The sequence below is a fragment of the Streptomyces sp. CAU 1734 genome (genome assembly GCF_039888735.1).
GTDB lineage: Bacteria > Actinomycetota > Actinomycetes > Streptomycetales > Streptomycetaceae > Streptomyces.
The window spans coordinates 40,027-64,780 of the sequence record NZ_JBDQQP010000025.1; the positions used below are offsets into that span (position 1 = coordinate 40,027).

Annotated in this window: 18 protein-coding genes and 2 pseudogenes; 10 read left to right on the plus strand and 10 right to left on the minus strand. The window is 72.6% G+C overall.

Annotated elements, in window-relative coordinates:
- Window positions 1–104: 104 nt before the first annotated feature.
- Window positions 105–1,169, plus strand: a complete 1,065-nt coding sequence (locus tag AAFN69_RS33300) for a hypothetical protein (protein WP_347732656.1) — start codon at window positions 105–107, stop codon at window positions 1,167–1,169.
- Window positions 1,170–1,188: 19 nt separating this feature from the next.
- Here AAFN69_RS33300 and AAFN69_RS33305 read toward each other — a convergent pair whose 3' ends face one another.
- The 4 genes from AAFN69_RS33305 to AAFN69_RS33320 form a co-directional block, all read right to left on the minus strand.
- Window positions 1,189–1,374 carry a hypothetical protein gene (locus tag AAFN69_RS33305; RefSeq protein ID WP_347732657.1) on the minus strand — a complete coding sequence of 62 codons (186 nt, stop codon included), beginning with the start codon at window positions 1,372–1,374 and terminating at the stop codon, window positions 1,189–1,191.
- A gap of 401 nt (window positions 1,375–1,775) precedes the next feature.
- On the minus strand, window positions 1,776–2,741 hold the full coding sequence (locus AAFN69_RS33310; protein ID WP_347732658.1) for an aminoglycoside phosphotransferase family protein: 966 nt from the start codon (window positions 2,739–2,741) through the stop codon (window positions 1,776–1,778).
- Window positions 2,738–3,913 (minus strand): NAD(P)/FAD-dependent oxidoreductase, encoded by a 1,176-nt coding sequence (locus AAFN69_RS33315; RefSeq protein WP_347732659.1) that lies wholly within the window; start codon window positions 3,911–3,913, stop codon window positions 2,738–2,740. The genes AAFN69_RS33310 and AAFN69_RS33315 overlap by 4 nt, the downstream gene beginning before the upstream one ends.
- Window positions 3,914–4,201: 288 nt before the next feature.
- Window positions 4,202–4,885, minus strand: a complete 684-nt coding sequence (locus tag AAFN69_RS33320) for a pyridoxal 5'-phosphate synthase (protein WP_347732676.1) — start codon at window positions 4,883–4,885, stop codon at window positions 4,202–4,204.
- 122 nt (window positions 4,886–5,007) lie between these two features.
- On the opposite strand from AAFN69_RS33320, the gene AAFN69_RS33325 reads away from it, so the two are divergent.
- The 3 genes from AAFN69_RS33325 to AAFN69_RS33335 all read left to right on the plus strand — a co-directional run bounded on the left by AAFN69_RS33325 (window position 5,008) and on the right by AAFN69_RS33335 (window position 6,801).
- The gene (locus AAFN69_RS33325) at window positions 5,008–5,616 is read left to right on the plus strand and encodes a TetR family transcriptional regulator (RefSeq protein ID WP_347732660.1); all 609 of its coding nucleotides are present in this window, start codon (window positions 5,008–5,010) and stop codon (window positions 5,614–5,616) included.
- A 295-nt stretch (window positions 5,617–5,911) separates the two neighbouring features.
- A complete protein-coding gene (locus AAFN69_RS33330; RefSeq protein WP_347732661.1) occupies window positions 5,912–6,307 on the plus strand; it encodes a hypothetical protein in 396 nt (131 codons plus the stop codon).
- Window positions 6,304–6,801, plus strand: coding sequence for a nitroreductase family deazaflavin-dependent oxidoreductase (locus AAFN69_RS33335; RefSeq protein ID WP_347732662.1), 498 nt, complete (start codon window positions 6,304–6,306; stop codon window positions 6,799–6,801). Before AAFN69_RS33330 ends, AAFN69_RS33335 begins: the two co-directional genes overlap by 4 nt.
- A gap of 1,447 nt (window positions 6,802–8,248) precedes the next feature.
- Here the strand turns inward: AAFN69_RS33335 and AAFN69_RS33340 are convergent.
- Window positions 8,249–9,139 carry an NAD(P)H-binding protein gene (locus tag AAFN69_RS33340; protein ID WP_347732663.1) on the minus strand — a complete coding sequence of 297 codons (891 nt, stop codon included), beginning with the start codon at window positions 9,137–9,139 and terminating at the stop codon, window positions 8,249–8,251.
- 105 nt (window positions 9,140–9,244) lie between these two features.
- Here AAFN69_RS33340 and AAFN69_RS33345 point away from each other — a divergent pair, with 105 nt between their 5' ends.
- From AAFN69_RS33345 to AAFN69_RS33355, 3 genes are all read left to right on the plus strand, one after another.
- The gene (locus AAFN69_RS33345; RefSeq protein ID WP_347732664.1) at window positions 9,245–10,189 is read left to right on the plus strand and encodes an AraC family transcriptional regulator; all 945 of its coding nucleotides are present in this window, start codon (window positions 9,245–9,247) and stop codon (window positions 10,187–10,189) included.
- Between the two features lie 187 nt (window positions 10,190–10,376).
- Window positions 10,377–15,224 carry a SpaA isopeptide-forming pilin-related protein gene (locus AAFN69_RS33350; protein ID WP_347732665.1) on the plus strand — a complete coding sequence of 1,616 codons (4,848 nt, stop codon included), beginning with the start codon at window positions 10,377–10,379 and terminating at the stop codon, window positions 15,222–15,224.
- Window positions 15,225–15,413: 189 nt separating this feature from the next.
- On the plus strand, window positions 15,414–16,178 hold the full coding sequence (locus tag AAFN69_RS33355; protein ID WP_347732666.1) for a L,D-transpeptidase: 765 nt from the start codon (window positions 15,414–15,416) through the stop codon (window positions 16,176–16,178).
- Between the two features lie 54 nt (window positions 16,179–16,232).
- On the opposite strand, the gene AAFN69_RS33360 is transcribed toward AAFN69_RS33355, so the two are convergent.
- Window positions 16,233–16,880 (minus strand): TetR family transcriptional regulator, encoded by a 648-nt coding sequence (locus AAFN69_RS33360; protein ID WP_347732667.1) that lies wholly within the window; start codon window positions 16,878–16,880, stop codon window positions 16,233–16,235.
- 389 nt (window positions 16,881–17,269) lie between these two features.
- Between AAFN69_RS33360 and AAFN69_RS33365 the strand changes: the two genes are divergently transcribed.
- From AAFN69_RS33365 to AAFN69_RS33375, 3 genes are all read left to right on the plus strand, one after another.
- Window positions 17,270–18,088, plus strand: a complete 819-nt coding sequence (locus AAFN69_RS33365; RefSeq protein ID WP_347732668.1) for a VOC family protein — start codon at window positions 17,270–17,272, stop codon at window positions 18,086–18,088.
- 212 nt (window positions 18,089–18,300) lie between these two features.
- Window positions 18,301–20,682 (plus strand): PQQ-binding-like beta-propeller repeat protein, encoded by a 2,382-nt coding sequence (locus AAFN69_RS33370; protein WP_347732669.1) that lies wholly within the window; start codon window positions 18,301–18,303, stop codon window positions 20,680–20,682.
- 202 nt (window positions 20,683–20,884) lie between these two features.
- Window positions 20,885–21,283, plus strand: coding sequence for a DUF3892 domain-containing protein (locus AAFN69_RS33375; RefSeq protein ID WP_347732670.1), 399 nt, complete (start codon window positions 20,885–20,887; stop codon window positions 21,281–21,283).
- Window positions 21,284–21,443: 160 nt separating this feature from the next.
- Here the strand turns inward: AAFN69_RS33375 and AAFN69_RS33380 are convergent, their stop codons facing one another.
- The 4 genes and pseudogenes from AAFN69_RS33380 to AAFN69_RS33395 all read right to left on the minus strand — a co-directional run bounded on the left by AAFN69_RS33380 (window position 21,444) and on the right by AAFN69_RS33395 (window position 24,568).
- Window positions 21,444–22,646, minus strand: a complete 1,203-nt coding sequence (locus AAFN69_RS33380) for a cytochrome P450 (protein ID WP_347732677.1) — start codon at window positions 22,644–22,646, stop codon at window positions 21,444–21,446.
- Window positions 22,647–22,954: 308 nt separating this feature from the next.
- A pseudogene (locus AAFN69_RS33385) lies at window positions 22,955–23,530 on the minus strand (ATP/GTP-binding protein); the annotation flags it as partial.
- Window positions 23,505–23,747: pseudogene (locus AAFN69_RS33390) on the minus strand (DUF742 domain-containing protein); the annotation flags it as partial. The pseudogenes AAFN69_RS33390 and AAFN69_RS33385, both read right to left, overlap by 26 nt.
- Window positions 23,748–24,136: 389 nt before the next feature.
- Window positions 24,137–24,568 (minus strand): roadblock/LC7 domain-containing protein, encoded by a 432-nt coding sequence (locus AAFN69_RS33395; RefSeq protein ID WP_347732671.1) that lies wholly within the window; start codon window positions 24,566–24,568, stop codon window positions 24,137–24,139.
- Between the last annotated feature and the right edge of the window lie 186 nt (window positions 24,569–24,754).

Consider the following 24,754-nt stretch of genomic DNA (forward strand, 5'->3'; position numbering starts at 1 on the left):
CGCGGTGCTGGTACCTTCTGCCGTCAACCGCCGCCGGGGCACGGGGTCCGCGCGGCGCGGGGACGACTGGGGGCGGGCGGACGATGGGCGCGGGAGTGTCCTCCATGGCGGAGCCGGAGCGGCCGGAGCCGGAGCGCTTCGGGGATCCGGCCGCGGAGGTCCCGGCGCGGCTGCGGGCGCTGGTCTCCCCCGACGCGGAGCCCCGGCACCGGGCGTGGGAGTGGCTGGAGACCGAACTGTGTCACCACGGAAGTGCCTCGCCGGCGACCGCGCACGCCGTGCCGTTTCTGCTGGAGCTGCTCCGCGACGGCGGCACCCCCGACCGCCGGCGGATCCTCGGATGTCTCTCCCGGCTGGTGGAGCCGTACTCCGGGGGCGGAGCGGTCCTGCCGCCCGGGCCGGATGCCCCCGGCTGTCCCGTCCGCCGCGCGGTCGCGGCCGGGGCGGGCGGGGCCGTGGTGCCGCTGCTGGATTCCGCCGACCCCTCGGCCGCCGGTGCGGCGGCCGAACTCCTCGCCTGGCTCCCGGAACAGGCGCCGGCCGCCCTCCCGGGACTGCGCCGGCTCCTCGCCCGTGAGCTGCCCCTCCGCGAGCGCACCACCGCGATGATCGCGCTCGGGGCGCTCGCCGGGGCGGCGGGCGACCGCTCCGGCCGGTCGGACCTGGAGCGCCTGCTGGACGACCGGACCGACCCCGGCCGCTGGGCCGCGGCCGTCGCCCTCTCCCGTGTCACCGCCCCCGGCGTCCCGCCCGCGGCGATCACCGCCATGGTGGACGAACTGTCCGCCGCGCACCTCGATCCCGAGGCGTACGAGGCGGTCTGGCGGACCCGCTTCCACGACGGTGACGCCGCCGGTCTGCTCGCCGCCGCCCTGGGACGCCTTCCCCGGGAGCGGCGGGAGACGGCCCGTTCCGCCGTGGCCGCCCGGCTGGGCGCGGCCGGGTGCGCGCCCGAGGACGCCGCCGCGGTCGCGGCCGGGCTGGTCGCCGACGCGCTCGGCGATGTGGATTCGGTCGATCCGGAGGGGCTCACCCCGTGGCAGTGGGCGGTGATCGGCACACTGCCCGGCGCCGGTCCGGTGTGGGCTTCCGGGGAGCTCGGCCCCTGGCTGGCCTCGGCGTATGGTCTGCCGCAGACCCCGGACGCCCTGCGGGGGTGGTCGCGGTGACGGCTGCGGGCGGCCGGTCTCAGCCGATGATCGTGTTGAAGAAGAGGACCGACCCGGCGAAGGCCGTGCCGGCCGCCAGCGCGGCACCGGCGGGAGCACCGTCGGCGGCATGGGCCAGGATGCCCGCGCCGAGCGCGGTCAGCGCGCCGAGAAGCAGGATGATCGCCGCGCGCTGGCCCAGCAGCGGCTTGTTGATCCGAGACATGTCCGACTCCAAGCGGTCGGGGACGGGCTGCCGTCCGGTGGGTGTGCTGCTCGGCGGCGCGGTGGCGGTACTCGGGCGGACTCCCCGGCCCCGTGCGCGTGTTCCTCGCACGGAGTGTCCGAAGGAGTGCCGGGCCGGGGACACCGGCGGACCTCGGGGGACACCTGGGGGCCGGAACGGGGAGACGGGCTCCCGCTGCCGGCCGATACGGGCTCGGAACGCCTGGGGAAGGCTGTGGGCCGCGCGATGAGCGGCTCGTCCGGTGAGGGTGGTGATCGTGGCTTCACGCCGTGATCACATGGAACGCCCGGCCCCCGCCCCCGTCAAGCCGCCCGGCCGCGGCGCGGCGGACCGGTCCGCGAAATCACACGTCAGGCGGATACCCGCGGACCCCGGGACCCTCATCCGGCGGCGCCGTACCGCTCGAAGAGCGCCGACAGATACTCCTCCAGCCGCCGGGTCAGCAGCTCCGGTGTGAGGTCGGTGCGGCCGAGCTCGCGCCAGGGCACCGCGACCTTCTCCGCTTCCGGGGCGAAGGCGAGCGCGTCCAGCAGCCGCCAGTACAGATGGCCGCGCGGGTCCGGGGAGAGGGTGCCGCCGGCCGCCGCGTAGTGGTCGGCGAAGGTCATGCCCGTATGGACGCCGTGCAGCAGGGCGAGCGCGGTCGAGCAGTGGGCGACATCCAGATCGGCCGGGCCCCAGGAGGTCTCCACCCAGTCCACGACACCGCTGACGCGCAGGGTGGGGCCGTCCCCCTCGAAGAGGACGTTGCCGGGGTGGAAGTCCCGGTGCAGAAAGCTTCCCTCGTACGCGGGCGGGTCCCGGCGGATGACGTCCACCGCGCGCCGCCACAGCTCCGGGCGGGCCGTGGACACCGGTGCGGTCACGCGTTCCGGCGCGGTCCACGCCTGGTAGTCGCGGGGGCGGGCCGCGGGCCGTATGCCGTGGATGGCGACCAGCCGGCGGGCCAGCAGCGCCGCGCGGCCGTCCGCGCCGGTGTCGTGCAGCCGTACGCCGCCGGGGAGCAGGGACATCAGCAGCGACGGATGGTCGCAGTGGAGCGCCGCCGCGTCGACTCCGTACAGGCGCGGGGCCGGAATCGCGGTCTCCGCGAGGAGGCGCAGAATGTCCGCCTCGCGTGTCAGCAGGCCCTCGGCGTGCCGGAGGAAGAAGGGCTGGACGAAGGAGCGCAGGACCGCCTCGCCGGGCGGCCCGGTGAGCGAGAGCCGGCGCATCTCGGAGGTCCAGCCGCCGTGCAGCCGGGCCGCGCCGCGGATCTCGCTTCCGTCCGGCAGCAGGGAATCCGCCCAGGCCCGGGTGGCGCTCCAGCCCGTCCCGGCCCGGCCGGCGGTCCGGGTACCGGTCATGACTTTCTCAGCGCCCTGGCGATGCGCGGGGCGTCGCGGGCGATCTCCCGCAGCATCCCGCTGATCGGGTTGGTGAATCCGGTGAAGTACAGCCCCGGCGCCTGCTTCGGCGTACGCCCGCCGCGCACCATCGGGCGGCCCCGCGCGTCGAGCACTCCGAGGTGGCCGACCAGCTCCTCCAGGCCGCGGCGGTAGCCCGTCGCCATGATCACCGCCTCCGGGGTGATCCGGCCGCCGTCCGCCAGGACCGCCTTCTCTCCCTCGAACGACTCCAGTGCCGCCACCACCTCGATCTTCCGCTTCCGTACCGCCGCGACAAAACCCGCGTCCTGGACGGGGATCGCCCCGTCCTTGACCCGCGCATACAGACCCTTGCGCGGTACTGGCAGGCCATAGGGGGTGAGGTCGGGGAGGAAGAGCCGGCGCTGAACGGTGCACAGAAGGTTGACCAGCCACCGGGGCAGCCGCCGTACCAGGATTCCGCTTCGCTGTGCGGGCCAGCCGAGGGTGGAGCGGCGGACGATGTGCGGGGGTGTGCGGACGGCGATACGGACCCGGGCCGCGCCGCCCTCCGCCAGGTCGAGGGCGATCTCGGAGCCGGTGTTGCCGATGCCCACGACCAGGACGTCCCGGCCCCGGTAGGGGGCCGGGTCGCGGTACTCGGCCGCGTGCAGCAGCTCGCCGGTCCAGCTGTCGCGGCCGGGCCACTCGGGGACGGCGGGGGTGTGGCTGTGGCCGGTGGCGATGACGACGGCCCGGCCGGTCAGGCGCCGGCCGCCGGTCGCATGCAGAACCCAGTCGGCGCCGGCCCGTTCGATACGGGAGACCTCGACCCCGGTCACGATGTCCAGCTCGTGGAATTCCGCGTACTTCTCCAGATAACGGACCATGTGGTCGCGGGAGACCCACCGGCCGAAGGAGCGCGGTATCGCGAGGCCGGGCAGGGCGGAGTGGCGCCGGGTGGTGTGGAGACGGAGCCGGTCGTAGTGGCCGCGCCATGAGGATCCGATGGCATCGGATCTCTCCAGGACCACCGCGCGTACGCCGCGTTCGCGCAGTGCCGCCGCCGCCGAGAGTCCGCCGGGGCCGCCGCCGATGACATAGACGGGTCTGTCGTCCGTTCTGTCATCCGCGCCGATGACGTCTCTGCCTCTGCCCTTTTCACCGGCCATGAGGCGTGAGCGTACTGCCGCACTCGGTTGATGGGTCTCAGTCAAGACGGGAATCGGTACCGAATTGATCACGCTCCCACTTCATTTGGCCACTACTGACCGGTCACCGACCGATTCCGCGTGCCTCTTGTGTGGGGGTGGCCGGGTTCGGTCAATTGAAGACCGAACTGATGAAACGTCAGGTGGGTGGGTGGGGGAGGGGGGCGGGCGGAGTGCCCCGGTCTCCCGGCGGCGCGATCGGAGTGCCCCGGTGTCCGGGGAGCCGGCCCCGGGCTGTCCGGTGCGCCGTCAGGGCCAGAGCAGTTCCCGGGCCCAGGCGCCGTCGCCCGTGTCCCGGCGGCGGTAGCGGAGCCGTACGTGCTGCCGTGCCGCGTCGCCCTGGAAGAACTCCGCCTCGTCCGGGGCCAGGACATATCGCGTCCATGTCGGTACGGCGGCGTCCGGCTCGGCTCCGGCGCGTTCCCGGGCCGCCCGGGAGGCGACCGCCAGTTCGTCCGGCGAGGCGAGGAGCTCGCTCTGCCGGCCGGTGAGCGCGGCGGCCAGCGCACCCGTCGAGCGGGCCCGCAGATCGGCGCGGCTCTCCGCCGGGCCGAGGGCCGTCACCCTGCCGCGCAGTCGCACCTGGCGCCCCCGGGACGGCCAGTAGAAGCCCAGCGCGGCATCGGGGTGCACGGCGAGCTGCCGGCCCTTGGCGCTGGTGGTGTGGGAGGCGAAGTGCCAGCCGCGCTCGTCGGCGTCATGGAGCATCAGCACCCGGAGATCGGGGCGGAGGCGTCCGTCGACGGTCGCGAGGGTTATGGTGTGCGGCTCGGGCTGGCCGGCCGCCACCGCCTCCGCGAACCACTGGTGGAACAGCGGCAGCGGCGCGTCCGGCGCGGTCGCCGGGTCAAAGGAGGGGAGGGGTGATTCCCAGACTCGCAGAGTGTGCAGCAGTGCCCGGAATTCCGCCTGCCGCCGGCCGCCGTCACCCATGTCCTTGTCCCCTTCTCCTGCCCCGGACGTGTTCACCGGGCCAGTCAACACCAGTCGGACGGGCCGGACCGGGCTCTGAGCACTCCGCCTATAGTGGTCAGCGACGACAACGGAGGTGGCCCATGCGCCAGAACCTGGCCCGGCGCGCCGCGCTGGTCGACGGGGCCATCGAGGTACTGGCCCGGGACGGCGCGCGCGGGCTCACCTTCCGGGCCGTCGACACCGAGGCCGCCGTGCCCAACGGGACCGCGTCCAACTACTTCGCCAACCGCGATGACCTGCTCAACCAGGCCGGTGCGCGGATCTATGAGCGGATGCGCCCCGACGACGCGGCCATCGCCGCGATGGCCGACGGGCCGGGGACCCGGGAGCGGACGGCGGAGCTGGTGCGTGAGGTGGTGGAGCGCGTCACCACTTTCCGCACCGGATATCTCGCCCTGCTGGAGCTGCGGCTGGAGGCCACCCGCCGCCCCGCGCTGCGGGCGCTGCTGACCGAACGCGTCCGCGACGATGTGGCGGCCAATGTCGAGGGACACATCGCGGCCGGGCTGCCCGGCGACCCGGACGCGGTCAAGATGATCTATCTGGCCGCGAACTGGCTGGTGGTGGAGCGGCTCACCCTGCCGGAGGTCTTCCCGGGGGAGGAAGCGGGCGAGCTGATCACCGAGTTGGTGCACCGGGTGCTGAGCGGGGCCGGAGCGGATCCGTCCGGGGAGCCGGCGGCCGGCTGACCTCGTGCCGGGGAGGGGGCGGGGGAGCCGGCCGCGCGGGAGGCGGGCCGCATGTGCCGGGGGCCCGTGCCTGTGCCTGTGCCGGCGACCCGGCGCCCGCTCCCTCCCTCCCGGATACCGCCGTCCCCGAGGCCACCGCGACCCGGCGGGGCACCGCCCGGCAGCCGGACCCGGTGGCCGCCCGCCTCGCCGCCGCCGCACCGCCTCGGCCGGCGGGAAGAGCCGCCGCGCCCGGGCGGAGCTCCGCGACGCCGCCGAGGCGGTGGGCGCGGCGGCGTCGCGCTGGGACCGTACGGTGGAATGCGTACGCCACCGGGAACAATTCGGCCGGGCCATCGGTTCGTTCCAGGCGGTCGGACACCGCCCGGGATCCGGCCGGGGCGGGCCCGGCGCCCGCCCGGTGTCCGGGGGCGGCACGGGTGTGGTGAAGGCGGAGGCGGTTCAGCTGCACGGCGGCATCGGATTCATCCGGGAGCACGAGACGCGTCTCCCCTTCGCGCGGGCGGCCTCGGACGGGCCGCCGTTCGGCCCGGTGCGTGCGCTGCGGGCCCGGTCGGCGGAGCCGGCGGGCCTGTTCACGGGGACCTGCGCGAGCCCCGGCGGCGCGGGGGAGGCCGCACTCGGCACACCCGGCGGCGCGGGGGAGGCCGCACCGGCCGCACCCGGCGGCGCGGGGGAGGCGGCCCGATGACGGCGCCGGCCGCGCCCGGTCCCGCGCCGGCGGGGGTCCGGCTGGTCCGCGCGGTGTCCTCCACCCGTCTCTTCGCCCGGGTCGCTCCGCATGTGATCCCGGCCGTCGACCGCGCGGTGCACCGGCTCACCGGGGGCCGGGTGCTGCTGAGCGCGCTGATGCTGCCCGGGGTCGTGCTCACCACCCGGGGCGCGCGGACGGGCCTGCCCAGGGTCACCCCGCTGGCCTGCATGCCCGAGGAGGCCGGCTCCTGGATCCTCGTCGGCTCCAACTTCGGCCGCCCCGGGCACCCTTCGTGGACGGCGAATCTGCTGGCGCACCCGGACGCGGAGATCAGCTGGCGGGGCGAGAGCATTCCGGTACGGGCCCGGCTGCTGGAGGGCGCGGAGCGCGAGGAGGCCTGGGCCGGCGTGCTTGTCCTCTGGCCCCCGTACGCCACGTATCAGGCCCGGATTACCCGTCGGATTCGACTATTCCGTCTGACTCGCCCTTGAATTGGCGCAACGGCAAATAGTTGTACAGCGTTGCCCGATCGTTGTGCCTTTTACGTCACATCGGGGGATGATCCCCTGGTGATTCCCAACTGAATTAGGGACGTTGCCGATCCGGAGCCCTCCATGGTCGGTGACTTCGGCGTGCTCGGGAAAATCGGTGGCGCGCCGCATCAGTACCCTGTTTTAGTGAAGCCATGACCGGATTCGCCAACCCCGCCGCATTTTCGGCCTCGTTGTGGTCCGACGAGTGCCGTGAAATGCCGCGCCCCGTGCCTGCCGGAGCCACCGCGCTCCGCCGGTGCGCGGAGCGCGCGGGGTCCGGCGGGGCGGGCCCGGTGACCGCCGGCGACACTGCCGAGGTCCCGGCCGAGGGGGCGCTCTTCCCGGTTCCTCCGGTTCTCGCCATGGATCGCGGCCGTGCCGTGCGGGCGTACCGGACCGGATCGATCCGCGGAGCCGCGCGGGTCACCGGCCCGGACCGCTCGGCTCCGCCCGGGGCGGGCTCCCCTGGTGGAGCCTGTTGTGGGCGCGGTCACTCAGGTGGGCATTCCCGATTGTCAGAGCCATCGGCGACCATCGATGTGTACCACCGTGAAGTGGATGTTCACCGCTTCATCACGCAGAGATCACCTTCGACGGCGAAGGCGTCCGGCTCCGTCCGTGCGTCGCCCGCCACTGCCGGCCCGTCGGCCGGACCTCAGAGGTCCGGCCGGCCGGTCTGCGCCGCACTGGTCAGGCGATGGGGACCGCCGCCGGTGCGATTCGGGGAGCGCGGAGCACACCACCGCCCATGGCGGTGATGAGCGCCCGCGCATGAGTTCAGGCGCCGGTTCGGATAGGTGATCCGGCGTGCACAGATATATCTCCGCAAGGAGAGAGAAAGACGAAAGGGGGCATCAGTGTTCAAATCTGATGACGACGACTGGGACCCGGGCGTTGTGCCGCGTTCAGCCGCACGCATGCGCCGCTCGAATTCCCGGGCGTGAGTGAAGCCCTGCCCGCGCCGGGAGCCGCCGGTGCGGGAGGACAGGTCGTGATTGCCGGGTAATCGGCAATCACTCGGAGATTAACGAGTCCCGCCGGGGCCGGTGCCCCGTGCGGGACTTCTCTTTGTGTGCGCCGAACCCGCTCCGAGGTTGCGCCTCTTGCGGACATTTTTCGGGGCGGGTGGCCGGATACCGGAAGCGGGCGGGCGGCAACAGGGCCCGGATACCGGAATGCGGGCGCCGGCAGGGGCCCGGATGTCACCCGCGCCGTGCTCTTCTCGTGCCCGGGCTTCCCTCCCGGACCGGTCGGAGACCCCCGCCGACCCGCTGCCCCGCCCCCGGCAGCCAGAAGCACCCCGGCAACCAGCAGCACCCCCGGAACAGCGGAAGCGCCCCCGGCGAACAGAGGCGCCCCCGACAAGCGAAGGCGCCCCCGACAACAGAGGCGCCTCCACCCTCCCTCAGGAGCCGTCGGTGTCCGTCGGCCCCGGGGGCGGGAACTCCGCGCGCCCGAGGTACTCCGCGAAGTCCCGCGGCTCGCGCCCCAGCGCCTCGCGGACCCCGTCCGCCGCCTCGATGCCGCCATTGGCGCGGAGATGCCGGAAGAGCGTCAGCAGCAGGTCGACATACCCCTTCTCATGGCCGCGCGCCGCGGCCTGCTCGCGGTACTCCTCGTCCGTCACCGCCACATACCGCAGCGGGCGCCCGGACGCCGCCGAGAGCTCGGCGACCGCCTCGGCCAGGCTGAGGGCACGCGGGCCGGTCAGTTCATAGATGCGGCCGTGATGGCCGGGCTCCGTCAGGGCCGCCACCGCGACATCCGCCAGATCCTCCAGATCCACGAACCGCTCCCGGCCGTCGCCGGTCGGCAGCCGCAGTTCGCCCGTGGCGAAGAGCGGCGCGAAGCTCTCGTCCTCGGTGAAATTCTGGGCGAACCAGACCGGGCGCAGAATCGTCCACTCCAGTCCGGACTCCTGGACGGCCCGCTCGGCGGCGAGCTTGGCGCCGCTCCCGTCGTCCAGCTGCGACCAGGTCCGGGCGGAGAGCAGAACCAGCCGCTCCACCCCCTGCGCGGCGGCCGCCGCACCGAAGGCGCGGAGCTCGTCCGGTGCCGCGGGGCTCATCGAGTCGACCACATAGACCGCGCGCACGCCGGCCAGCGCGGAATCCCAGCTGCTCCGGTCCGACCAGTCGAACCGGACCGTGCCGGAGCGGGAGGCGACCCGGGGGGTGAAGCCGCCGCGGCGCAGGCCCTCGGCGACCCTCCGGCCCGTCTTCCCGGTGCCGCCGAGCACCAGAACGGGGTTCAGCACCGCGGAGGGGGAGTCGTTGGCAGTCGTGGAATTCGTCATACGGCCAGTGAAGTGGCGCACATCGCGGCCGGACAATGGCTGTCGCTCTCGCTCTGATGTTCCGTCGTCTCAGGGTGCCTTCCGCCGCCCGCCTAAACTCCCGGCATGGATGACGCGCTGTCCAGCCTGCTGCACGATGTCCGCCCCAGGGGAGCCCTTTTCGACCGGTCCGCACTCACCCCGCCCTGGTCGTTCCGGTTCGCCGAACGGACCCCGCTCGCCCTGCTCACCATGGTCCGCGGCACCGCCTGGGTGACCCTGGAGGGGGATCCGTCCATACCCCTGGCGCCCCGGGACGTCCTGGTGGTGGTCGGCCCGGAGCCGTACACCGTCTCCGACGATCCGGGGACGAAGCCGCTGTACGTGGTCCACGGCGGCGAGCGCTGCACCGACCCGGACGGCCGGACCCCGCTGCGGCCCGCGCCGGTGGGCGGATACGGCTCGGACGACGGGCAGGACTCCGCCGTACTGCTCAAGGGGACCTACCAGGTCCGGGGCAGTGTCTCGCAGCGGGTGCTCGCCGCGCTGCCGCGGGTCGTCCGGGTGCCGGCGATGGGGGAAGGCTGTCCGATCATGGAGCTGATCGACCGCGAGCTCGCCCGGAGCACCCCGGGACAGCAGGTGATTCTCGACCGGCTCCTCGATCTGCTGCTCGTCTCCAGTCTCCGCGAGTGGTTCGAACAGCCGGGCGACCACGCCCCCGCGTGGTATTCGGCCCACAGCGACCCCGTCATCGGCCGCGCCTTACGCCTGATCCACTGCGATCCGGCCCGCCCCTGGACCGTCGCCGGGCTCGCCGCCGAGGTCGGGGTCTCCCGGGCCCGGTTCGCCCGGCGGTTCAGCGATCTGGTGGGCCAGTCGCCGATGGCGTATCTCACCGAATGGCGGATCTGCCGCGCCGCCGACCTGCTCGCCGAGACCGATGCCACGGTGGACGCCGTCTCCCGGCGGGTCGGCTACTCGAACGCCTATGCGCTCAGCGTGGCCTTCAAGCGCATCCTCGGGGTACGCCCCACCGAGCATCGCGCCCTGGCCCGCCCGGCGGCCTGAGGCCGCTCCGCTCTCCCCGCCGCCCGGCCCTTGCACCGATCGGCCGCACTCGATCGGGCGGGCGGGTGATTGTCAGATCCTTATTTCTGTCCTACGGGAGTGTCGTCCGCGCCCTGTATCCCCTGCTGCTCAGCCTGGCACGAGGAATTGCCGGACCACCAGCAGACTCACAGGAGTAGTCGACGATATGAGAGCAACCCTCGCGCGGCTGCGACAACGGGCGTGGACGGCGGGCATGGCCTGCGCGGTCCTCACCGTGACCGCGCCCGCGCTAGCCCTGGGACCGGGCATGATCCCGGTCGGGGCCCTGACGGGGCAGGCGGAGGAGGCCCGGTCCGTCACGGCCCGCGCCGCCGCCCCGCTGCCCGGCGGGCTGGGGCCCTGTATCCCGGGTGACTGTCCCGACCCGTATCCGCCGATCAGCAATGGCCCGATCATGGGCCGCGACAACAACATCAATGTCTTCGTCGGCGGCGACTTCCGGGTCCGGGAGCGCGCCGCCGAGGCCGAGGGCAAGGTTGTCGTACTCGGCAACTTCGACCAGAACAAGTCCGTGCTCGGCAGCGTCATCTACAACATCGGCATCGTCGGTGTCGGATCGCGCGTGCCGCCGGACGACGGTACGGACTTCCTGACCACCGGCGGCAATGTCACCATCGCCCCTGGCCAGCGACTGCTCGCCGACGGCGGAGTGGTCCGCCACGCGGGCACCGCCACCGGCACCATCACCGGTACGGTCGTCCAGGACCCGAACGCCGCCGCGCCCTACACCGCGCTCCGCGACCAGCTCACGTCCGCGAGCCAGTGCTACGCGAGGAATGAGACCGGCCCCCGTCCCGCCACCGGAACCGCCGTCAACAACGGCGGCGAGACCGTGTTCACGGGTGACGGGACCTCCGCGCTCCAGGTCTTCAACGTCGACTTCAACATGACGACCGCGGGCGGCGGCCAGCAGGGGCTGGTGTTCAACAACATCCCGGCGACCGCCACCGTCCTCGTCAATGTGACCGGCGCCAACCGGGTGATCAACACCTACAGCGGCGGCATCGCGGACACGGACCCGCTCAACGCCCTGCGCGACCGGCTGCTGTGGAACTTCCCCGACGCCACCACGGTGGGTCTGCGCGGCACCGGCCAGTTCCAGGGCAGCGTTCTGGTGGGCAACCAGACCTCCGAGACCACGCTCACCCTGCCCGGCACCAACGGGCGCTTCTTCACCACCGGATCCGTCACCCACACCAGTGTGATCGGTGCCGGCGGCGGCCAGGAATTCCACGCCTACCCCTTCAACGGCGACCTGCCCGACTGCGATGTCGCCCCGGTCATGGCTCCCGTCCAGGTCGTGAAGCGCGACGCGGACACGCAGGCCCCGCTCGCGGGCGCGGTCTTCCAGCTGTGGGAGGAGACCAACGGCACCCCCGGTCTCCAGACCACCGGTGCCGACCCCGACACCCAGGTCAACGGAACCTGCACCACCGGCGCGGACGGCATCTGCTCCCGCACCGTGAATGTGGGCATGTACTACTGGCAGGAAGTCAGTCCGCCACCCGGCTACGACCTCCCCGCCAATCCGGTCTTCGGACCGCTGGTCCTGACCATCGACAATGTGCCCGACGGCGTCAGCGTCAACGCCGACAACAGCAGGACGCCGATCACCGGTGAGATCTCCCTGGAGAAGACCGACGCCGTGAGCGGTGACCCGCTCGCGGGCGCGGTCTTCCAGCTGTGGAGGGAGACCAATGGCGTGGCCGGTCTCCAGACCACCGGCGCCAACCCGGACACCCAGGTCGGCCCGCCCTGCACCACGAACGCGGTGGGCGAGTGCTCGCAGATCGTCGAGCTCGGTACGTACTACTGGCAGGAGACGGCGGCCCCGCCGGGCTACGACCTTCCGGCGGACACGGTCTTCGGACCGGTCACCCTCACCGAGGAGAACGCCCCCAACGGCGTCAACATCGATGTCGAGAACAACCCGACCGCGCCGGTCACCGGTGAGGTCACGGTCGTCAAGACCGACTTCCAGACCGGTGCCCCGCTCGCGGGCGCGGTGTTCCAGCTGTGGGAGGAGACCAATGGCATCGCCGGTCTCCAGACCACGGGTGCCAACCCCGACCTGACCGTCGGCGGGCCCTGCACCACCGGCGCGAACGGCGAGTGCACGCGCACGGTCGAGACGGGGACGTACTACTGGCAGGAGACGGCGGCCCCTCCGGGCTACGACCTCCCGGCCAACCCGGTCTTCGGACCCCTCTTCCTGACCGAGGACAACGCCGCGGACGGTGTGTCCGTCACGGCGGCCAACACCCCGACCGCCGCGGTCACCGGTGATGTGACCGTGGTGAAGGAGGACGCGGAGACCGGTGCCCCGCTCGCGGGTGCCGTGTTCGACCTGTGGGAGGAGACCAATGGGATCCCCGGTCTCCAGACCACCGGTGCCAACCCCGACACCCAGGTCGGCGCGGCCTGCACGACCGGTGCGACGGGTGAGTGCCGCCGCACGGTGGAGGTCGGTACCTACTACTGGCGCGAGACCGCCGCTCCGGCCGGCTATGAGCTGCCGGCGAATCCGGTCTTCGGTCCGCTGGTCCTGACGGCGGAGAACGCCGCTCAGGGTGTGACGGTCACCGCCGAGAACACCGCGACCGCTCCGGTCACCGGTGATGTGACGGTGGTGAAGCGCGACGCCGACACCCAGGCCCTGCTCGCGGGCGCGGTGTTCCAGCTGTGGGAGGAGACCAACGGTGTTCCCGGTCTCCAGACCACCGGTGCCGACCCCGACACCACGATCGGAGCCCCCTGCACGACCGATGCCGCGGGCGACTGCACCCGTACGGTTCCGGCCGGGACGTACTACTGGCAGGAGACGGCGGCCCCTCCGGGCTATCAGCTCCCGGCCAATCCGGTCTTCGGTCCGCTGGTCCTGACGGCGGAGAACGCCGCTCAGGGTGTGACGGTCACCGCCGAGAACGACGAGATCCCGATCGTCACCGGCGAGGTCACGGTCGTCAAGACCGACTCCGGGACCGATGCCCCGCTCGCGGGCGCGGTCTTCCAGCTCTGGTCGGAGACCAATGGTGTGGCCGGTCTCCAGACCACCGGCGCCAACCCGGACACCACGATCGGCGGGCCCTGCACCACGGGTGCCGATGGCGAGTGCACGCGCACGGTCGAGACGGGTACGTACTACTGGCAGGAGACGGCGGCCCCGCCGGGCTACGACCTCCCGGCCAACCCGGTCTTCGGACCGCTCGTCCTCACCGACGAGAACGCCTCCCAGGGCGTCATCGTCAATGCCTCCAACACCCCAACGGCCGCGGTGACCGGCGATGTGACGGTCGTCAAGGAGGACTCGCAGAGCGGCAACCCGCTCCCCGGCGCGGTCTTCCAGCTGTGGGAGGAGACCAATGGCATCGCCGGTCTCCAGACCACGGGTGCCAACCCCGACACCCAGGTCGGCGCCAACTGCACCACCGGTGCGAACGGCGAGTGCCGCCGCACCGTGGAGGTCGGTACCTACTACTGGCGCGAGATCGCGGCCCCCAGCGGCTACGACCTGCCCGCCGACCCGGTCTTCGGACCGCTCGTCCTGACGGCGGAGAACGCCTCCCAGGGTGTGACCGTCACGGCCGCGAACTCGGCGACCCCGCCGGTGACCGGTGATGTGACGGTGGTGAAGCGCGACGCGGACACCCAGGCCCTGCTCGCGGGCGCGGTGTTCCAGCTGTGGGAGGAGACCAATGGCATCGCCGGTCTCCAGACCACGGGTGCCAACCCCGACCTGACCGTCGGCGGGCCCTGCACGACCGGTGCGAACGGCGAGTGCCGCCGCACCGTGGAGACCGGGACGTACTACTGGCAGGAGACCGCCGCACCCAGCGGCTACGACCTCCCGGCCAACCCGGTCTTCGGGCCCCTCGTCCTCACCGACGAGAACGCCTCCCAGGGTGTGACCATCACCGCCGAGAACACCGCGACCGCCCCGGTCACCGGTGATGTCACGGTGGTCAAGGAGGACTCGGTCAGCGGTGAACCGCTCGCCGGTGCCGTCTTCCAGCTGTGGGAGGAGACCAACGGTGTTCCCGGCCTCCAGACCGGGGGTGCCGACCCCGACACCCAGATCGGCGGCGACTGCACGACCGGCGCGAACGGCGAGTGCCGCCGCACGGTCGAGACGGGGACGTACTACTGGCGCGAGACGGCCGCACCCAGCGGCTACGACCTCCCGGCCAACCCGGTCTTCGGACCGCTGGTCCTGACGGCCGCCAACGCCTCCCAGGGCGTGACCGTCACGGCCGCGAACACCGCGACCGCCCCGGTCACCGGTGAGGTCACGGTCGTCAAGACGGACTCCGAGACCGGTGCGGTACTCGCCGGCGCGGTGTTCCAGCTGTGGGAGGAGACCAATGGGATCCCCGGTCTCCAGACCATCGGGATCAACCCCGACACCACCGTGGGCGCTCCCTGCACCACGGGCGCGGACGGTGAGTGCTCGCGCACGGTCGAGACGGGTACGTACTACTGGCAGGAGACGGCCGCACCCAGCGGCTACGACCTGCCCGCCAATCCGGTCTTCGGACCGCTCGTCCTCACCGACGAGAACGCGCCGGCCGGTGTCACGGTGACCGCGAGGAACACCAAGACCCCGGTTCCGCCGGTGGAGGGCGAGATCACCCTCCACAAGACGGACGCCAAGAACGGGCGCGACCTGCCCGGCGCGGTGTTCGAGCTGTGGCAGGAGACCAACGGTGTTCCCGGTCTCCAGATCGCGGGTGACAACCCCGACACCGCCATCGGCAACGGCTGCTCCACGGACGCCGAGGGCAACTGCACCTTCGACGGCCTGGACACCGGGACGTACTACCTGCTGGAGACCGATGTCCCCGAGGGCTATGTCCTCCCGGACAACCCGGTCACCGGCCCGTATGTCATCACGGAGGAGAACGCCGCCGAGGGCATCCATGTCGAGATCGCCAACGAGCGCGGCGAGCCCGGCAAGCCCGGCAAGGGAGACAAGGACAAGCCCCACAAGGGCTGACACCGGGTTTCCCGGGTCCTGACCGAGGGCGCGGACAAGGCCGACCGGCCTTGTCCGCGCCCTCGGCGCGCACGGCGACCGCGCGCCGGCTTCACCGATTTGGCCCGCCGCCCGGGGCGGGCGGCGGGAACCGCTGGTACCTCTGGAGACAGTCGGGGACGGCGGTTTCGTACAGGACAGGAGTACGGCATGCGAGAACGAGCGGCATCCGGCGGAAGGGGCGGGGCGCTCTCCCGCCCGCCCCGGACACGAATACCGGGCCGGATACCGGCCGGGGCGCTGACGGCGGCCCTGGCCCTCGTGGTCACCCTGGCCGGGCCCGCCGGCGCGGGCACCGCGCGGCCGGCCGTCGCGGACACCGCCTGCACCGCCCGGACCGGGCCGTATCAGCGGCAGCTGGAGGAGTATCTGGGGCGCCCCGCGGACGGTGTCCAGTCGGCCGCCGACTGTGCGGCCATCCGTGAATTCCAGCGGGCCGAGGCACTCGAACCCGCCGATGGCTACGCCCGTCTCGCCACCTACCGGTGGACGGTCGCCCTCGGCGCCCGGGAGAACCCCAATGAGGCGGGCGACTGCCCGGTCCGCTCCCACCGCGTGACCTGTGTCGACCTGGACCGGCAGCTGCTCTGGGTGCAGCGCGGCAGCGCGGTGATCTTCCCGCCCGTGCCCATCCGCACCGGACGCGACAGCGAGGAGACCCGGCTCGGCCTCCACACCATCTACTGGCGCAGCCGGGACCATGTGTCCGACATCTATGAGGACGCCCCCATGCCGTACGCCCAGTTCTTCGACGGCGGGCAGGCCCTGCACGGGCGGCTGGACGACCTCTATGACGGCGGCGGCTCCGCGGGATGTGTGAATCTGCGTCTCGCGGACGCGGCGGAGCTCTGGGATCTGCTGGACATCGACGACCAGCTCTACATCTGGGGCGTCAAACCCGGTACGGACGGCTGACGCCGGCCCGGGCCGATCGGAGCGGGGGCCCGCGGCGGACGCGCTCGCGGGTCCCTACTTCGTGGGCTTGCGGCCCGTGATGCCGAGATGGACCAGGAGAGCCAGATTGGGCTTCAGTTCCGCCTGCTTCACACCCCAGGTGGTGAAACCCTTCTGGTGCGAGGCGACCGCCGCCAGCATCGCGACGAGCGAACCGGAGATCGCGGCGGGGCTGACGTCCTTGTCCACCCGGCCCTTGGCCTGGAGCTCCTTCACCGCGTCCGTGAGGGAGTTGGTGACCGAGTTGAGGATCTTCATACGGATCTTGTAGAACCGTTTGTCGCCCTCCGCCGCTCCCAGGTCGACCACCCGGAGGATGGCGTCATTGCGGCGCCAGAAGTCGAGAAATCCCTCGACCAGTTCCTCCGAGGCCGCCCAGGCCGCTTTTCCGGCCCAGGTGCGTCCGGATACCAGTTCGGTGAGGGACGCGCCCTCCTTGGCCATCTCCTCGGCGATTTCGAGGACGGCGCCTTCGACGTCCGGGAAATACTGATAGAAGGTCGCCGGGGACGTACCCGCCTTCCGGGCCACGTCGATGACTTTGACATCCCGGTACGGCGAAGAGCTGAGCATCTCGCTGAGGCAGTCGAGCAGCTTCTGCCGCGTCGCCTGGCCGCGTCGTCCGGCCACCCGGCCGTCGACGGTGCGTACTTGTCCTGTCATGCCGTCAGCTTACCGAGGGGTGATCGGCGCGCGATTCGGCCGACTGCAAATGGGGTGCGGGCCCCGCCCGGCCGCACCGGGCGGCGCATGGTCACATGTTCGATTTTATCCGCCCCGGGGCTCCCGCCCGGACCGGCGGCTTCCGTCCCGCGGGGTGCCGCCGCCGGGTGCGCGGGAGGGCCGATCGCCCGCTCATGCGGTGCGATGCCCGTCATGCCCCATTGGCTCGGCTGTGATGAGCACCACGCCCGCCGCGGTGAATTCGGCGGGTGAATCCGCACCCGTTCGGGACCGGAATGCGCACAGGTGGGGATATACCCACAGGTGAGGTGCGCGGGTAAAGGCGCACAGGACGCGCGGGTAAGGCGCACGGATGAGGAGCCGATCCCATGGCCGTATTTCCCGAGGGCGCCCCCTGCTGGGTGGATGTGGCCCTCCCCGATATCGAGGCGGGCAAGCGCTTCTACGGGGAAATTTTCGGCTGGACCTTCAGGGATCTGGACCATTCCCGTTCCGATGCCTTCCGGGACGGAAAGCTCGCCGCCGCACTCGCCGCGAAAACCGACGGCCGTATGCCCACGTCCTGGAGCGTCTGGTTCGCGGCCGGCGACGCCGCCCGGCTGGCGGACCGGATCACCCGCGCGGGCGGGCGTCTCTTCGTCCCGCCCGGGGGCGCGGGACCCGCCGGCGCCCCCGGCGGGTCCGGTCCGGGCGATGTGGTCGTGGTGGCCGCCGACCCCTCCGGTGCCGTGTTCGGGCTCTGGCAGCCGGGCGGCGGCCCCGGCACCCCGGCCGGATTCGAGGCGCGGGACATCCCGGGCTCGTACTGCTGGGCCGAGCTCTACACCTGGGAGAAGGAGCGCTCGGACCCCTTCTACGCCGAGGTCTTCGGCTACGGCGCCACGGATCTGCCGAGGACGTCGGGGGAGCTGATGGACATCCGGCTCTGGTCGCCGCGCGGCACCGGGCCGGGGGCCGCCACCGCGGTCGCGGGCCGCTGTGTGCTCACCGTCGCCTTCCCCGCGGAGCTCCCCGACCATTTTCTCGTCTATTTCTCGGTCGCGGACTGCGACGCCGCGGCCGCCGATGTCGTACGCCTCGGGGGGCGGGTGCAGGCCCCGCCGTTCGACATTCCGCACGGGCGAATCGCCGTACTCATGGACAATCAGGGTGCGGTCTTCGCCGTACTGGAGGAGCCCGAACGCTAGTCCGGCGATGGTCCGCGGCGGACGGTACCGGCCCGGACCGGGGTTTCGTGCCCGAATACGGATGAGACACCCCGATCCGCCCCCGGGTTCGCAACCGGGCCCCGAGACAGGAACAATCAGGGTGGGTACCGCCGCCGGGAGCCGCTGAGGGGACCGGCGGTGACGGTCTCGGTGGCGGGACAAGGGCCCAAACGGGGAGGTGGCAGGCAGGTATGGAGCAGCTGACGCAGCACGATCCGAGACGGATCGGTCCGTTCGAGGTGCTGGGCCGGCTCGGAGCCGGCGGCATGGGGCTGGTCTATCTGGCCCGGTCGGCGTCCGGCCGCCGGGTGGCGATCAAGACCGTGCGCACCGAACTCGCCGAGGACCAGCTGTTCCGTGTCCGCTTCACCCGTGAGGTGGAGGCCGCCCGCGCCGTCAGCGGTTTCTACACGGCGGCCGTGGTGGACGCCGACCCCAGGGCCGCGGTGCCCTGGCTGGCGACCGCCTATGTGCCCGCGCCCTCACTGGAAGAAATAGTGAATGAGTGCGGCACCCTCCCGGCCCAGGCGGTGCGGTGGCTCGCCGCGGGCATCGCCGAGGCGCTCCAGTCCATCCACGGCGCCGGGCTGGTCCACCGGGACCTCAAGCCGTCCAATGTGCTGGTGGTCGAGGACGGCCCGCGCGTCATCGACTTCGGGATCGCCTCCGGTGTCTCCAACACCCGGCTGACCATGACCAATGTCGCCGTCGGCACCCCCGCCTACATGTCCCCCGAGCAGGCCAGGGACTCGCGCAGTGTCACCGGCGCCTCCGATGTCTTCTCGCTCGGCTCCACCCTGGTCTTCGCCGCCACCGGACACGCCCCCTTCCACGGCGCCAACCCGGTCGAGACCGTCTTCATGCTGCTCCGCGAGGGTCCCGACCTCACCGGACTGCCGCACGAGCTGCGCCCGCTGATCGAGTCCTGCATGCAGATGGACAAGACCAAGCGGCCCACCCCCGAGGACCTCCAGGCCCAGCTCGCCCCGCATCTCTTCGCCTCCGGCCAGGACGACAGCGGTACGGCCTCGGCCTGGCTGCCCGGCCCGGCCACGGCGATGATCGAGCAGCGCCGGGGCGGCGGGCGGACCATCGCCCCCGTCCCCGTACAGCCCCCGCCGATGCCGTCGGCGCCGCCGCGCGCCGAGCCCGAGTGGGGCGGCGGCGCGCACCGGGCCCCGCCGCGGCGGGAGGACCCGCGCACCGGCGTCGCGACCGGCCCCGGGCCGGTGCGGCTGCCGGGGGTCCAGGTGCCGATCGGCCCCGGCCCCCGGGTGACCGACGCGGCCCGCGCCGCCGTCGCCGAGGCCGGACCGGCGACGGGCTGGATCCGGCCCCCGCTGGGCGCGGACGGCGGGACCGGCCGCCCGGCCGCGCGGGGACCCGCGCATGCCGCCCCCGTACCGGCGCCGCCGCAGCCCACCGTCCCGCCGGAGGCCGGCACACACTGGCGGCCGTGGCGGTTCCGGATGTCCAACGACGTCTGGGGCACCCCGGTCGTCGCGGGCGATCTGCTCTATGTCACCTCCTTCGAGGTCCACGCGCTGGACGTCGGCACCGGCCGGCGGCAGTTCAAGACCCGCGACGTGGCCTGGGCGATGGCGGTGGACGGCGGCAGGATCCACGCCTCCGACGGGCCGACGCTGTACGCGCTCGACGCCGCCGAGGGCCAGGAGCGGTGGCGGGTCCAGACGGACGCCTGGGTGTACTCCCTGCGGGCCGAGCGCGGCACCGTGCTCACCGGCACCCGCGGCGGCGGTGTCCAGGCGTGGGAGGCGTCCAGCGGCGAGAAGCTGTGGGAGGTGACCGGGGCGCAGACGGACTTCGAGACCCCGGAGGCCGGACCGCTGCTCGCCGACGGCACCGCCTATGTCTGGCAGGACGCCCGGCTGCGCGCGCTGGACGCCCGCACCGGCCGGGAGCGCTGGTCGTATCCGATCGGCGACGCGGCCTCCTGCGGCGGTGTCCCGGTCCGGCTCCTGCCGGCCCCGGACGGCCAGGTGTATGTCTCGGCGGGGACCCGGGTGCTCGCGGTGGAGGTCGCGACCGGGCTGGTGCGCTGGCACTTCGAGGCCCCGGCGGTCTTCCTCTCGCCGCCCGCCTTCGCCCCGGGGCCGGCCGTCACCGGCGGCGGGGTCTATCTCGCCGACTACCTCGGCACGGTGTACGCCCTCGACGCCGCGACCGGCAAGGACCGCTGGCGGATCGCGACCGAGGCCCGCCAGTCGATCGAACCGGTGCTGGTCACCGCCGGCAATGTGCATGTCGGCAGCGGCAGCGCGCTCTACACCCTGGACGCGGTCACCGGCACCCCGATGTGGCGGTTCGCGGCGGGCGGCGAGCTCATCGGCACCCCGGTGGTCGCCGACGGCCGGGTCCACTTCGGCTCGGCCGACCATGTCCTCTACACCCTGGACGCGGCCGGCGGACAGCTCCGCTGGAAGCTGGCGACCGGCGGCGAGATCACCGGCTCACCGGTGGCGCGGGCCGGAGTGGTGTACGCATGCAGCAAGGACCGCTGTGTGTACGCGCTGGACGCGGTCAAGGGGACGGCGACGGGGCGGGGCCGCTGACCCCGGCCGCCGCCGGGGAGGGCGCGGGCGCACTCCCATTGGCGTGGCCCGGCGGCCCGGCGTAGCGTCGGATCCGGCGGCCGCCGTGACGATCCCCTTCCGTGACCGGAGCGACGGCCGTCCCCGGTGCGCTCGGATGCGGGGGCGGCGCGCCACGACTAAAATGTGCGGCGGGGCCAGTCGGTGATGGAGATGATCGATTATGGCCGGCGAGTTCCGCATCGTCTGTGTGGACCGCTTCACCTTCGCGCACGGCGGCTCGAAAATCCGGCAGCTCGGCGTGGAGACCACCCCGGGGAAACACGAGATCCTCAGCCGCGACAATGTGATGCAGCGCATGCGCCTGGGAGAGCGTTACTTTGTCGAGGCGGACGGGAAGAAAGCGTTTCTGATCTTCGGGGTCAGCTCCCAGGGACGCACCTTCATTCAGACCAGTGGTGACAGCACCCACAAGAACAATCTGAATTCCCTGCCGAGGTGCGAGGGCGATCTGCCGAATCCGCACGGCGGCGGACCGCTGGAGCCGGGCGAGGGCCAGCAGGAGGGCGGCGACGGCCCGGACAACCCGAGCGGACCGCAGGGCCCGGACGACGACCCGTGAGCGGCCGGGACCAACCGCCCCCGGCGGACCGGGCACACGGCCCGTGAGCGCGGGCGGCGGCATTCACCCGCGCGGCATTCCCCGTTCCGCGGTGCCGGGTTGACGCCCGGCCCCGCGAGCGGCGTACCGCGCCTCCGCCCGATCCGGCGGGCCCGCCGGATCAGGGCCGGTCGCCGGACTGGTCCGGGATACGGGGCGCGAAGCGTACGGGGAAGGACGTCAGCGACCGGTGGAACGGCCCCGGCCGCCAGGTCAGCTGATCACGCGGCAGCACCGGATCGAGATCCGGCAGCCACTGGGTCAGCCGCTCGATCGCCTCGGTCGCGATCAGCAGGGTGTGCTGCTTCAGCGGACAGGCATGCGCCCCCGCCGACCAGGACAGATGCGAGGCGTCATGCGGATGGTGCACCCCGCCCGCCTCCTTCTCCGCGAAGTAGGCCAGCGCACCGTAGGAGATGACCACCGGCACGGCGGCCCGCACCCACACCCCGTGGAAACTGAGCGCCTTCCGGGCGAAGTGGACGCCGTAGTTCGCCAGCGGGGTCTCATAGCGCAACACCTCCAGCACCGCGTCCATCACCGGCCGGGAACCGCTGGTCAGCGTCGTGTAGTAGGCCGGATTGCCGAGGATCCGGGAGAGCGCGTTCGACACCAGATTGGCGGTCGGCTCGTGCCCGGCGCCCAGGGTGAGGACGACCTGCCAGGTCACCTCCTCGGGAGTGAGCCGCAGCGGATGGTCGAGCAGCCAGCTGGTCAGATCGTCGCCGCGCCGGGTCATCTTCAGCGCGATCAGCTCGAAGACGTACCGCCCGTACTCCAGCTCGGCCTGTGCGGAGGTCTCGGCGCCCTCGATCATCTGCGCCATGGCGTCGTCCAGCCGCGCGCTCTCGCTGTCCGGCAGACCGAAGAGATTGTTGAAGATCAGCGCCATCAGCGGCCGGCAGAAGTCGGAGACGAGATCCGCGTGTCCCGCCGGGCCGAACCGGGAGACCAGGATGTCCACCGCCCGGTGCACCCGCTCCCGCAGATCGTGCGGCTCGACCAGGCTGAAGGCGTCGACCAGGGTGCGCCGGTAGCGTATGTGCGCCGGGCCGTCCGACCAGAGGGTGTTGGGCCGCCAGCGCATCATCCCGAGGATCGGCGAATCCTCCGCGATCGTGGTCTCCCAGGGGCGCGGGTCGTGCGACCAGGTCTCGGAGTCGTGGAGCAGATCGAGGGCCGCCCGGCGGTCGGTGACCACATACGCGGGAATCCCGGGCGCCAGTTCGCCCCAGCCCACCGGGCCCTGGGAGCGGAGCAGTTCGTAGTAGCCGTGCGGGTCGGCGGCGAAGCCGTCCTCCCACAGCCGGACGGGGGTGGCCAGCGAGAAGGCGTCCGACGACGGGGCGGAGTGCGGCGGCGGGACCGCCCCCGCCCCGGCGGCCGGTGCGGCGGCGGCCGGGGAGGAGGGGGTGGGCACGGTGTTCACCAGGTCTCCAGCTCCGGTCCGCCGCCGTGCCCCGGGCCCTGGTACCGGTTGTGGCTCAGCCGCCCGGGCCCGTCCGGCAGCAGCGGCTCGAAACCGACGCCGTTCTGCGCGGGGAGGAAGGGCAGCGCCTCGGCGGGGATCCTGGGCGGGCCCGGATCCTGTTCGGGCGGCGGGATCAGGTCGTGGCCCTGGATGGAGCGCAGGAGCAGATGCTGCACCAGGGCGATCAGCGCGTCGATGGAGGCATGGGTGTCCCGGGCGTCGCAGAGCACCATCGGGGTGCCGGGCTCCAGATCCAGCGAGGTGCGCAACTGCTCCTCGGTGTACTGGCGGGCGTCCGGAAAGGTGTTCAGCGCGACCGCGTACGGCAGCCCCGCGTCCTCCACCAGCCCCAGCACCTCGAAGGAGTCGTCGATGCGGCGGGTGTCGACGAGCACCAGGGCGCCGAGCGCCCCGTAGGCGATATCGGCCCACAGGGCGCGGAATCTCTCCTGTCCGGGGGTGCCGAACAGATAGAGCACGATCCCCCCGCTCAGTGAGATGCGGCCGAAGTCGATCGCGACGGTGGTGGTGGTCTTGTCGCGCACCCCGGCGAGGTCGTCCACGGCGACGGACGCCTCGGTCAACTGCTCCTCGGTGTGCAGGGGTCGGATTTCGGACACGGAGTCGATCAAGGTGGTCTTGCCGACCCCGAAGGGGCCTGCGACCAGGATCTTCACCAGTTCACGGGCGCTGTCCGGAAGGTGCAGGCCGCTAGAGCTTGAGGGCGCGGAGGCCATCGGCGACTCTCTCCAACAGATCAAGGTCGGGCTGGGCGGCGTAGGGGATCGGCGGACGGGAGCCCACCAGACCCAGATCGATCAGATGGGCCGCGAGGACGCGGACGGCGGAGACGGGCAGCTCCAGCAGAGCCGCCGTCTCCACCACGGTGAGCGATCCGCCGTCCAGGGTGTCCAGCAGGGTGCGCTGGGCGGCGGGGAGATCGGTGGGGACCGGGGGCGTGTGCTGTATCTCCGGGGCCTTCGGCTCCGCGGCGGGCGGTAAGGGCGGCTCGGCACCGCGCGAGGGGAGACCGCCGCGCACCGATGTACAGGGTGTCCCCGGGGCGGTGGCGTACGGGGCCGGGGACATCCCGTGGAGCGGGGAGGGGGCCGGGGCGGACATCGGCGCGGGGACCGGTGCAGGGAAGGGCGCGGGGGAGGAGAGGGCGGAGCCGCAGGAGCCCGCCGGACCGTGGTGACGGCCGTCCCCGGCGGTGTGCTCGCGCGGACAGATCGCCAGCCCGGTCAGCACCGAGAGCCGTTCCAGGCTGTTCCGGCTCGGCCTGGTCCGGCCGCCGGTGGAGACGTACGCGGGCACCAGCGGCCGCCCGCTGCGCCGCCCGCTCATGCCTGTACGGAGCCGACGGCTCCGCGCGGCGCCGCCGCCATCGCTTTCTCACCGAGCCGGGCCACCTGCGAGTGGACCCGGTGGGCGAGCAGATCGAGCCGTACCTCGGGGTCGCCGTAGGCGGCCACACAGGTGCCGTGCGAGGTGGGGGCGACGAGGATGTAGCCGTGGTCGGATTCCACGACCACCTGGCGCACCTCCGCGCCCTCCTTGTCCGCGAAGGCCGCCGCGGCGGTGCGGCAGGCCCCCTGCACGGTGCTGGTGATCGCCGCGACGCGTTCGGCGGACGCCTGGGAGAGCCGGTCGGAGTAGCCGGAGACGAGGCCGTCCCTGGTGAGCAGGACGGCCGCGCGGACATGGGGGATTTCCAGGATCGGATCGAGCACCCACGCGGTATCGCCGGTGTCGCGGGAGGTGCGGCTGGTCATCGGGGGATGTTCCCTTCGGGGTCGGCGGCGTTGCGTGCGGCCGCGGTCCCTGCCTGCAACGCGCCGAGGGCCGCTGCGGCCTCTTCGGGGGTGCGTGGGGGTGGCTGGGACCGGGACGGTGGTTCCGTGGGGTACGCGGTGGCCCGGACCCGGCGGCGCCGCCGGGGCAGCACCTCGTCGTCGGGG